Genomic DNA, 12,322 nt, shown 5'->3' on the forward strand with positions numbered 1-12,322 from the left:
AAACCCAAATATAGCATTAACTCGCTTTTTTAGATTGTTTCTTGGCTCTTTTTGCTTTGTAAAATTGTTTTTCTGCAATGTAGATTGTTTTATCTACTGTGCAATAAACAATGGATTTTTCTTTATTAGTTAATGAGGTGCTCTTTGTAATATCAAACTCTTTTTCAAAAGCAATTCTTTTCCTTATTTCTGAAATTTCTGCTTCATTAAAAATAAAGTCGGCATAAACATTTTCTTTTGCTGGACGCTTAAAATGTATTACAGCGCTTTTATCCCAAACTACATATTCTTTGCCTAAAATATTAACCAATTGAATCATAGGTATTGGGTCCACTGCCGAAAATAAACTACCACCATAAATAGAATTCATATAATTCCTGTTCTTCCAGCTTACAGGAAGCTTAACAGTTACTTTCATAATATCTTTTGAAACATGAGTAATTCTTGCAGTGCTCCTCCTGTACATGGGAGAAAAGTTAAAACCGTATTTAAACAGTGTGTGTGGCTTAAAGAATTTTAAACCAACAGCTTCTAGTTTTTGATATAATGACATGTAATGTTTCTAAAAATTTCTGCTTTGGCAAATATAATTTAAAACAAACGCATCTGTGGATTTTTAAGTTGGAGGTAATACGAATTGTCTAACGGCTGTAATATGTTGCCCGTAATATATTTCCGCTTTGCGAGCGCCATTGTGTTTTTAATTTGCTCAGCAATCGTGCCTACTCCACGCATGCGCCTTCCGTATTGACTGTCATTTAATTTGCCTCCGTGGCACTCTGCAATTTGATTGAGAAGCCTCTCCGCCTTATCTGGGATTGTTTTTCGTGCCCAATCTTCAAAAATCTGAGCAATCTGTCCATTAAGTCGTACAACGGTATATGCGACGTCCTGCGCACCAAGTGCTGCAACTGTTTTTACGAGAGGTAAAATTTCATGACTATTAAGCGACGGAATAATAGGCGCCATCATTACTCGCACTGGAATATTATTTTCTGAAAGTATTTGCACGGTCTTTAACCGTTGTTTGATGCTCGCAGTTCTTGGTTCCAATAATCTGCGTGTTTCTTCAAGAAGTGATGTGATTGAAATATTTACTTGAATACAATTGTATTTTGCCAGCTCTTTCAAAATATCCAAATCTCTAAGCACTAAACTATTTTTTGTAATAATGCCAGTGGGATGTTTCCATTTTAGCATCACTTCGAGGCATTTTCTTGTAATTTCTAGTTTTCGTTCTAGTGGTTGATAGCAATCTGTATTCCCTGAAAAGACAATGGGATGCCCTTCCCAGTTTTTTGAAGTTATTTTCTTTTCGAGTAGTTGCGGTGCATTTAACTTATATAAAATTGTACTTTCAAAATCTAAACCTGCTCCATAACCCCAATATTCATGGCTATTGCGAGCGTAACAATACACACAACCGTGCTCACAGCCTTGATAGGGATTTGCCGAAAACCCCATACCCACATCTGGGCTTTCTACTTTATTTACAAATGTTTTAGGGTGAACTTCAATGTATTTTGTTTGATTTGTATTTGCCTCTTCACCTTCTATTTCGCAATAATTGAGAAAATCATCCCGTTGCTCGTGGCTCAGCTCAAAAAACCTATTATGAACTTTTTGTTGGGCTCCGCGACCTTTTATATGAGAAGGATTTTTCATTTATAATACGTTCGATTATTACAAATATAATCCTTATTAGGATTTATTCCCTTTATATTTGGAATTATTCCATATGTCTTAAATAAGAAAAGTCAAAAATTCTTAGAAATTTCCTAAAAACATTTGACTTTTATAATGTATTGAATAATATTACTTCCCAGTAAAAACTGGTTTTCTTTTATTTAAAAATGCTTGAGTTCCTTCTTGAAAATCAGCTGTTCCAAAACAATTTCCAAATTCCATTACCTCAGCATCAAATCCATTTTCGCCATCCTCAAACCCTGCATTAATAGCTCTAATAGCAGCCGCGATTGCCATAGGAGAATTACGCATAATCTTTGCTGCAATCCCTCCAGTAAATTCTAATAAATTTTCCTGCGCCACCACGTGATTTACTAATCCATATTGCAATGCTTGATTTGCATCTATCATTCCTGCTGTCATTATTAACTCCATGGCACGACCTTTTCCCACTAATTGCGGCAGCCGTTGTGTACCTCCGTAACCAGGAATTACTCCTAATGATACTTCTGGCAATCCCATTTTTGCATTATCGCTAGCCACTCTAAAGTGTGCTGCCATGGCTAATTCGAGACCACCACCTAGTGCAAAACCATTTACAGCTGCAATCACTGGGGTGTCTAAATTTGCTACAAAATCAAATAATTTTGCTTGACCTTCAGCAGCAAGTTTTCCACCTTCTGAAACTGAAAAATCTGCAAATTCACTAATATCTGCTCCTGCAACAAATGCTTTCTCGCCACTCCCTGTTACGATAATAACTTTTGTTACTTTATCCTCATCTGCCTTTTTAAATGCAGTATGTAGCTCTTGAATAGTTTCAGAATTTAAAGCGTTTAATTTTGAAGGTCTATTAATCGTTATCGTCGTAACTCCTTCGTTTGTTGCTGAAAGTACATTATTATAGCTCATAGTTTTTCTTTTTAATATTTGAATTTCTCGAAAGGCTTCGGAAATTTTAAAGATTCAAAAATTAAATCTCTATTTAAATGAACTGCAAAATTACTAAAAACGCTAGGATTGCTTAGGAAAACGAACCGTAAATGTGGTTTTCTGTCCTATTTCAGAAGTAAAACTAATGGTCCCTTTAAATGATTCTACAATATTTTTTACCATAGCTAGACCCAATCCCATTCCGCTAGACTTTGTAGTAAATTTAGGCTCAAAAATAAGTTTTTTATTCTCTTCGCTTACGCCCACACCATTATCAGTAACCGTCAAAACTACATCTTTGTTTTCTTCAAAAACATTAACATCAACTCTAGGATTTTTTGGATTAATTGAGTCAATTGCTTGTGTACTATTCTTTACAAGATTGTTAACAACCCTAATAAGTTGTGAACGATCAAAACGCGCTGTGATTTCATCTTTAGCAGCATTAAAATAAATATAATCCTCATTAAAAATATCCAGAGCAAGCTTTGTAATCTTAACAACATCAAGAGTTTCTTCTTTTTGGGCTGGCATTTGGGCATAATTTGAAAAAGCAGATGCAATGTTACTCATCGTGTCAATTTGCTGAATAATTGTATCTGTATATTCACTTAGTTTTTCGTTTATATTGGGATCATTTGGGTCAAATTTCCGCTGAAAGCTTTGTACTGTTAATCGCATAGGCGTCAACGGATTTTTAATCTCGTGCGCTACTTGTTTTGCCATCTCCCGCCAAGCAGCTTCACGCTCGCTTGTGGCTAGTTGAGCGGCGCTACTCTCTAGCTCGTCAATCATCCCATTATAAGCGTTGACAAGTGTAGAAATTTCTTCGGGGGTGTTTGATACTGTAATTTTTTTGTTGCGTTTATCAAGGCGAGTTTCGGTAATTTTTTCACTCACTTCGTTGAGAGAACGTGTAATATAATTTGAAAGGAAATAGGCAAGTGCTATGGCAATACCTATCATTAAAAGATAAGTAATTGCTAAACGTGTGAGACTTTCTTTAAGTTCTTTTTTTATAAAACCATCATCCTCAATATAAGGTAAATTAAGAATTGCTAAGGGTTTAAAATACTTGTCTGTTATATAAGAATACGACGTTTGGTACTGCTGTCCATCCTTATGAAATTCCTCAACAAAATGCTTGTTTGATGATACATCGAGTGCATTTAAAACGTAAGCAGGCAAACATTTTCCTATTGAGTCCTTTACAAAAGAGGCTTTTGATTTGATGAGTAAAGAGCCTTCTAAATCATACAAATACAACTCTAAATTATGAATTTGTTTTATCTCGTAAATTTTCTCCTTAAAGATAAGCGGGATATATTCTGTTTCTCTGGCGTAAGTAGTTTCCTCAAGAACATAATCAATATTTTGCTTAATATTTTGTTCTTTGCGTTCTAACCTATCTCTATGGTAATCCTCTGCCTCTTCCCTATATTGATATACCGTAACAACCGCAATCAAAATAGAGGCAATTACCACAAGCACTAGCATGGATAAAAATATTCGGTTTCGTAAAGAGGAGGTGTAGAATTTCAAATTATTTTATGATTACTTCGGAAATATTAATTGTTGAAAGATAATAATTTAATTTGCAGTCTTAGCTAGTATTGAAATCACAAGAATTGAACCAACTTAGTTATTCTAAAATTAATTACGCTCCCTTATTCTTTTATACACCTTAACACCAAGCATTAATAAAATACCAAAAACAATAATACCAACCGTACCATAAATCCAATTAAAAGCATTTTTTAAAATAACTAAAAATACTACCGAAAATAGAATCAATGTAGCACCCTCATTGAATAATCGCATCCAGTTTGATGAGTATTTATACACATCATTTTCATGCGCCTTTAAAATTAAATGACATTTAATATGATATACAATTAGCGCTACTACAAAACCTAATTTTACTTGCATCCAAGCATCTGTAAGCCAAAAAGGGCGAAGCGCTAATAACCAAACCGCAAATCCAATAGCTAAAATCATCGAAGGCCACGTAATAATATACCACAGCCTTTTTGTCATAATCTTATATTGCTCTCCAAGTATTTCTCGAGTGGGAGATTCTTTTTTAGTAGCTTCAATTTGATATACAAATAGTCTTACAATATAAAACAACCCAGCAAACCAAGTGATGACAAAAATTAAATGTAGTGATTTTATATAGTTATATTCCAATTCTCAAATTTTATAAATGCAAAGATAGCTCAAAATAAAAACCCCTCAAGTTTTAAAACATGAGAGGTTTCAATAAAATGAATTTAGAATATTATTTTTCCTCAATAAAAAGATATTCTAATTTACGAGCATTAAACTCATTGTTAAACGCTTTTATTTCTTCAGAAATAAGCTTTTCAAATTTTACTAATTCTACATTAATTAATCCTGTTAATTCATTTTTTACTGCCACATCTTGCGTTGTTGGCGGAAAATCATCCATCCCAACTAAACTCGTTAAATGTGCTAATTTATTAGTCAACTTGATAGGAAAATTCAATGGATCTTGACCACTCTTATTTTGAGTTTGATACAATGCCTTCTCGATTTCTGAAAACTGACTGCTTAATGTATCTGCTTTTTCAACTAGGTCTTTTAATTTCTCATTATCCCCATATTGAGTTTTAAAGGATTTTAACTGGTCATTAATATTTCTTATTTTTTTAATAGACTTGTGTGCCTTATCAACAGTCGCATTTACATCAGTAATAAAATCAAACTGCCGTTGCATCCCTGCCACATCAGTCTCTGCATTTTTATCTGGAATAATGTTGAAATTTTGAGTTAAAGCTTGCGCTCCTTCAACCTCTAAAGCTATTTTATACTGTCCTGGCACTGCTTGAGGCGCCTCAGTACTTGCCCACCATAGAATCATACCTTTCAATCTTTCTGCGCCTTTACCACGCATATTCCACGTGTGATAATTAGCGCCTTCTTTAACCTCTAGTTTTTCAATATCGCTCTCTTTTGGAGGCTTTGTACTAAATGCCTGTATAGTATCTCCGCGCATATTTAAATAAGAGAGTTTCACCTTTTTTTCTGAAATATCTTTCAAATTAAAATATGTAATTACACCACTAGGATGATTAGTTCCATCAGTTAAAGAACCTGCTCTTGAGCCTCCACCCATTCTATAGGTATCTTTTGGTTTAAACAAATAATTATCCTTTCCTTTAGCACTTTGAAGTTGATGTATAACACTCATATCATCTAAAATCCAAAGGCTTCTCCCCTGTGTTGCAACAATTAAATTACCATCTTTCACTGCCAGATCTGTAATTGGAACAATAGGTAAATTTAATTGAAAGGGGTTCCAGTTATTTCCATCATCAAAAGATATGTACACTCCCGTCTCAGTACCTGCATATAATAATCCTCTTTGTTTTGGATCTTCTCTAACTACTCTTGTAAAATGTTCAGGAGCAATTCCATTTGTAATTTTTTTCCAACTTTTACCATAGTCTGTTGTTTTATACAAATAAGGTGCAAAATCCCCTGTCTTATATTTTGTTCCAGCTACATAGCAAGTTCCCGCATCAAATACTGATGGTTCAACACTATTTATCATCATCCATTCTGGCATTCCTTTTGGCGTAACATTACTCCAATTATTCCCGCCATCTTGCGATACATGTATTAATCCATCATCACTTCCTGTCCACAAAACCCCTTCTTTCAACGGACTTTCTGCAGCGGCAAAAATGGTACAGTAATATTCTACACTCGTATTGTCTTGCGTAATAGGACCTCCAGATGATTTTTGCTTCTCAGCTACATCTCTTGTTAGATCTGGACTTAACAACTCCCAACTCTCTCCTTCATTTGTTGAAGCGTGCAAATGGTTTGAAACCGTATATATTTTTTTAGGGTTGTGTGGAGAAAAGAAAATAGGAAAATTCCACTGAAATCTATATTTCATATCCTCAGCACCATGACCCATTGGGTTATCTGGCCAAACACTAACACTTCTTACCGTGTTTTTTTCATGATTATAACGTGTTAAAAACCCGTCATAACTTCCTCCATAAACAATTTCATTATTTAGCGGGTCCACTGCAATGTGAGCGCTTTCTCCACCAGCAGTACTTTCCCAGTCACCTTCACCTATACTGCGACCTTCATTTCTATGTGATATTCTAATAGTTGAATTATCCTGTTGTGCTGCATAAATACGATATGGAGAAGCATTATCCGTAGTTACCCTATAAAACTGTGCTGTAGGTTGATTATGATATGTACTCCAAGTTTCTCCTCCATCATAGCTCACTTGTGCTCCTCCATCATCACCTATAATCATACGCTCTGGATTTTCTGGAGCTATCCATAAATCATGATGGTCACCGTGTGGTGCATTGTAAGTCTCATAACTTTTTCCGCCATCGGTACTTTTATGGTAACGCACATTTAAAACATACATTATATCTTCATCTTTTGGGTCAGCATAGATACGTGTATAATACCAGGCGCGTTGTCTCAATTTACGCTCGTCATTAATCTTAGTCCACGTTTCGCCACCATCATCACTACGATAAACTCCTCCCTCATCCTTGTTTTCAACAATTGCCCAAACACGTTCGCTGTTTGCTGGAGAAACCGTAACACCTATAATGCCTAATGTTCCTTTTGCAAAGCCTTTGTGCGTTGAAATCTCTTTCCAAGTTTCACCACTATCTACACTTTTCCATAATGCAGAACCATCGCCACCACTGCTTAAACTATATGGTGTACGACGTATATTCCAAGTAGATGCATATAAAATTCTTGGATTATTAGGATCCATAATTAAATCAACCGCACCTGCATTTTCATTTGCGAATAATGTGCGACGCCAAGATTTTCCTCCATCTGTACTTTTATAAACACCTCTTTCTTGAGTAGGCTTATAAATATTACCCATTACAGCAGCATACACAGTATTATAGTCTGTAGGGTGTACTTGAATTCTAGGTACATGACGACTGTCTTTTAAACCCGCTTGTGTCCATGTTTTACCAGCATTTTCAGATTTCCACATACCGTAGCCAGAGGAAACATTACCTCTCACAGTTTTCTCTCCACCTCCCACATATAATACATTGGGGTCGCTCTTTGCTACTTCAATAGCGCCTATAGACCCACCAAAAAAACCATCTGAAATATTTTTCCAACTACGGCCGCCGTCTTTGGTTTCCCAAATACCACCACCTGTGGCACCAAAATAAAACAAATTAGGTTTTCCTGGAACACCCGTTACAGCAGCACTTCGACCACCTCTAAAAGGTCCAATAAGGCGATACTCCAAGGCGTTGTAAAGAGATTCATCATAATTTTGAGCATGTGTGTCGTTGGTTACATTTCCGAAGAAAAACGTAAGCAAGACCACAAATAATGTAGTATACTTTTTCATAAAAAATAGCAATTGGTTATGAAGTGAAGTTACATAAATTGCTATTGTTTCACAATCCTTTTAACAGTCGTTGCGCCACCTTGCTCGATAACAAGGAAGTAGACACCGGTATTGACTTCGGAAATAGTAAGTTGATTAGAAAAATTGCTGAAAGATTTTACTAAAGTACCGTTCATAGCATATAAATACGCATTCTCAATGGGTGCAGAAAGATTGCCAATGTTTAAAATTTGAGAAGTAGGGTTTGGAAAGATTGTAATATTTTGAAGGTTGCTTTCTGGCATATTTAAAGTAGTTTCATTTTTAAAATGATATGTAAGAAAAAAATCAAGATTAATAAATAAATCTGAATTTGTATTTCCCTCATATATATAGCATGTAAGGTCATTCTCATATTCATATATTAATTCTAGATTGTAACCAGAATTGCCTCCTAAAACACAAGCTTTTTCATAGTTAAGGTTTTTAAGTCCAAATTCTTCCTCACCGTTTGTAGAGATGAATTCAAAATTACCCATCAACTCCCAACAATTATCTGTAGCATTGAATGAAAAATCTTCATGAATGCTCATTTGAGCAACATCATTTCCATAATAATAATTTGTGTCTCCAAATTCTGCCGTGATTGAATATAAGTACCATGTTTGAAATAGCTCAGCGTTTTGAGCACTTATAATTTGCGAAGTACTCATACAAATTATTAAAAATAGTAGTGTTTTTTTCATAGCGTAAATTTTCTTACCTAAATATACTGAAAATCAACTACTAATCAAATCCTTTTTTACCGCCCTATTTAAGTAATACCCCGTAACAATGGTAGAAAGCACATCTGCAATGGGGAAGGAAATCCAAACACCAAATACACCATAATAGTTAGGAAGAATTAATATCAACGGAATTAAAAAGAAACCTTGTTTTGTCAAACTTAATAACAAAGCAGGTATTACTTTACCAATGGCTTGAAAATAGGAACCTCCTATTAATTGAATTACAATTACCGGCGTTGCTGCAAAAACCCAACGTAGTGCGTTAGGAGTTCGTTTTAACAATTCTGCACTATCTGCTAATGATCCTGCATCTTGTCCAGCTTTATCACTTATAAAGATTGAAACAAATGGTTCGGCAAAAATCATAATGAGTATAAAAATACCTAGCGCCAATATCCCTGAATAGATTATTGAAGTATTTATAGCTTCTCTAACTCGCTGAAATTTATCTGCCCCAAAATTATACCCAGCAATAGGCATAAACCCCTGGTTGACTCCAATAACTGGAAATAAAGCAAACATTAAAACCCTGCTTATAATACCATAACTTGCAACATCAATAGCGTCCCCCACATTGATTAAAACATTATTTAACAAAATGGTTAAAACCGCAATAACTCCTTGTCTTGCAAGAGTTACAAAACTGAGACCGCTGATTTCTGATACGATTTTTTTCTTAAGTTTAAAGCTTTCGGCTTTTAATCGCAGTTCACTTTTAAAAAGGAAAAACCACAATATAAACGCAAAACAAATAGCATAACTAATAAATGTAGCCCAAGCTGCACCTTCCATTCCATAATCAAGTACATTTATTAATAAATAATCCATGGCTATGTTGCCAATTGCTGGCAACATCATGGCATACATGGCAAACTTTGGTTTTCCTTCTGCTCTTATCACATTATTTCCCATCATGCACATTGCGAGCATGACAATACCATACATAACAATGCGATAATAGGTAAGTGCTAATTCTTTAAAACTTTCGGCAGCACCAAAAAATTCAATAAGAGTATCTTGAAAAATGAGTCCGACACTAGCTAATAATCCCGAAGCAAGAAGTGTTAAGGTTACCTGATTTCCGAAGACCTGTAACGCTTTTTTATCGTTGCCAGCACCTAATGCTCTTGATAAAACAGAACTTCCACCTATTCCTACCGCAAGCCCAATGGCGGCGATAAAAAATGTAACTGGTAATACAACAGTGATTGCCGAAATAGCTAAAGGACCAATCCACCTTCCAACAAAAATTGTATCGACAATCATGTTGAGGGACATTACTAAAATTCCTATAGATGCAGGAACAGCCTGTTTTATCAACAAGCTGCTAATAGAGTCTATCCCTAAGGTGGATGATTTTTTATTCAATGTATTTTTATTCTTTCTTGATATGGCTTTTAAGCTATCGCAGTATCAATATTTACAACTTGCCATTCCTCAATCCAATTAGCAATTAATTGTGCAAATTCATCTCTATCATTTAGACATGGGATTGTCGTAAACTCTTTTCCGCCAACCTCGTGGAAAATTTCTTCTCCTTCCATTGCAATTTCTTCAAGAGTTTCTAAACAATCGCTAACAAATGCTGGTGTAGCAATCGCCATTTTTTTTACCCCTGCTTTTCCCATACGCTCTATAGTCCTGTCTGTATAGGGTTGTAGCCATGGGTCAAACCCTAATCGTGACTGAAATGACGTTGAATATGTTCCATTTTTTAATCCTAAATACTTCGCAACATTCACCGTTGTTATTTCACATTGATGACGATAACAAAATTCATGTTGTTCACTGCCTTTTTTAAAGCAACACTTGCCGTTCATTTTACAATTTCCGTTAGTGATATCACTTTTGCGTATATGACGCTCGGGAACTCCATGATAACTAAATAATAAATGGTCATAATCAAGACCCTTTAGTTTCTCGCCTATACTTTCGGCTAGTACTTTTATGTAGTCTTTACGATGATAAAATGCTGGTGTACGTGTTATTTTTAACTGCGGAAAGTGTGCTGCAACAAGTTCGTCCACTTTTACATCAATGGTCTCGGTGGTTGCCATTGCAAATTGTGGATACAGCGGCAGTGTTTTTACCTCTGTAACTCCTTTGTCAACTAGTTCCTGCAATCCCTTTTTTAATGTCATACTTCCATAACGCATTGCAAGTGCTACGGGTATGTTTGATTTTTCCTGAACTTTTTTCTGTAGCCTTTCGCTCAACACAATTAATGGCGAACCTTCATCCCACCATATCTTAGCATACGCCTTTGCAGATTGCTTAGGGCGTGTATTTAAAATAATACCTTTAACTAATAATGTCCTAGCCCATAATGGAACATCGATCACACGCTCATCCATTAAAAACTCTCCCAGATATTTTTTAACATCCTTAGGGTCTGTACTATCTGGCGAACCTAGATTTACTAAAAGAACTCCTTTACTCATTGTTTTAATTAAGTCTTCTCGAGCGCAGTCGAGAAATTATAATGTGTCTAATAAAAAGTTATCGACTGCGCTCGAACCGACACATGAAGCGTTATATAATTACAAAAATAATGCTTAAAAATGATTTCTTAAATACGGGGTAATAGATTAACCTAATATTAGGATAACAACTTGTTTAGTTTATTTAGACAACCCCATCACAAATTTCTTTGGCGTTGTACCAAATTTTTTCTTGAACGCCGCAATAAAATGACTGCTCGTGCTATACCCAACTTTTAAACCTACTTCATTTACATTATGTGAGCCAGAAACCAATAATTGCCGCGCTACTTCCATTTTATAATCAAACAGAAATGTAAAAACTGGGTCACCATAAATTTGCTTAAAGCCTTCTTTTAATTTATTTAATGAAAGTTGTATCTCGTCAGCAAGTTCTTGTAATGTAGGTGGCTCAGCCATTCTTGCAATTATAATTTGCTTCGCTTTTTTTATTTTTGCTACGTTATCTTCATCAACTAAAAAGGGACATTGCTCTACGTCCACATTCTCAGCACGATTAAAATATAAACTTAATAACTCGTAAGCTTTTCCTTTAAAATAAAGTGGTTTAATTGATGAATGTAAGTTGAAATTAATAAGCTGATTCAACACAATTGACATCGATGGCGAAATGCGAGCGTCTTTATAGTATTTACGATCCTTATTTTCATCACTTAAAAAAGTAATATAATTAGCCTCTGTTGAAAAAAGGGAGTGAAATTTTTTAATGGGAAGTAATACCGAAATCACCCAAGAATGTGCCGCTACAGATACTTCTATAGGCAATTCCCGTTGTGGGTTATACAGCAATAATGACGTATCCTCTTGGATAGGCAATCGATAAGAGCCATTATTAAAACTAAAAGAACCTGCACCTTTGGCGCAAAAATGAAACTGTATATAATCATCACTCACTTCTCTTGTAAATAATTGATTATCATCGGTTTCATTTTGAAATTTTAATATAAAAAAACCATCTTCAATAACTGTTTCTTTATAAATACCTTGAGCGATACTTTCTTCGGAAATGTGGTGTTTTTTTGAATCCATTTTATTTAGAA

General features: G+C 35.0%; 10 protein-coding genes. All 10 read right to left on the reverse strand.

Annotated features, from left to right (window positions below; all coding sequences use genetic code 11):
- Positions 1–16: 16 nt before the first annotated feature.
- Positions 17–553: a PaaI family thioesterase gene (locus tag GB234_RS01360; RefSeq protein WP_151892714.1), complete on the reverse strand. Its 537-nt coding sequence runs from the start codon at positions 551–553 to the stop codon at positions 17–19.
- A 38-nt stretch (positions 554–591) separates the two neighbouring features.
- Entirely contained in the window at positions 592–1,665 is a 1,074-nt protein-coding gene (locus tag GB234_RS01365) for a PA0069 family radical SAM protein (RefSeq protein ID WP_151892715.1), read from the reverse strand.
- A gap of 150 nt (positions 1,666–1,815) precedes the next feature.
- Positions 1,816–2,598, reverse strand: coding sequence for an enoyl-CoA hydratase/isomerase family protein (locus GB234_RS01370; RefSeq protein WP_151892716.1), 783 nt, complete (start codon positions 2,596–2,598; stop codon positions 1,816–1,818).
- A gap of 102 nt (positions 2,599–2,700) precedes the next feature.
- A complete protein-coding gene (locus tag GB234_RS01375) occupies positions 2,701–4,116 on the reverse strand; it encodes a sensor histidine kinase (RefSeq protein ID WP_151892717.1) in 1,416 nt (471 codons plus the stop codon).
- 156 nt (positions 4,117–4,272) lie between these two features.
- A complete protein-coding gene (locus tag GB234_RS01380; protein ID WP_151892718.1) occupies positions 4,273–4,809 on the reverse strand; it encodes a CopD family protein in 537 nt (178 codons plus the stop codon).
- Between the two features lie 91 nt (positions 4,810–4,900).
- On the reverse strand, positions 4,901–8,014 hold the full coding sequence (locus GB234_RS01385; protein ID WP_151892719.1) for a VPS10 domain-containing protein: 3,114 nt from the start codon (positions 8,012–8,014) through the stop codon (positions 4,901–4,903).
- Positions 8,015–8,055: 41 nt separating this feature from the next.
- On the reverse strand, positions 8,056–8,739 hold the full coding sequence (locus tag GB234_RS01390; RefSeq protein WP_151892720.1) for a T9SS type A sorting domain-containing protein: 684 nt from the start codon (positions 8,737–8,739) through the stop codon (positions 8,056–8,058).
- 33 nt (positions 8,740–8,772) lie between these two features.
- Positions 8,773–10,149 (reverse strand): MATE family efflux transporter, encoded by a 1,377-nt coding sequence (locus tag GB234_RS01395; protein WP_151892721.1) that lies wholly within the window; start codon positions 10,147–10,149, stop codon positions 8,773–8,775.
- 29 nt (positions 10,150–10,178) lie between these two features.
- A complete protein-coding gene (hemH, locus tag GB234_RS01400) occupies positions 10,179–11,222 on the reverse strand; it encodes a ferrochelatase (RefSeq protein WP_151892722.1) in 1,044 nt (347 codons plus the stop codon).
- A gap of 180 nt (positions 11,223–11,402) precedes the next feature.
- Positions 11,403–12,311 carry a helix-turn-helix transcriptional regulator gene (locus GB234_RS01405; protein ID WP_151892723.1) on the reverse strand — a complete coding sequence of 303 codons (909 nt, stop codon included), beginning with the start codon at positions 12,309–12,311 and terminating at the stop codon, positions 11,403–11,405.
- Between the last annotated feature and the right edge of the window lie 11 nt (positions 12,312–12,322).

Origin of the sequence: Patiriisocius marinistellae, from assembly GCF_009014635.1 — a bacterium.
GTDB classification, from domain to species: Bacteria; Bacteroidota; Bacteroidia; order Flavobacteriales; family Flavobacteriaceae; genus Patiriisocius; species Patiriisocius marinistellae.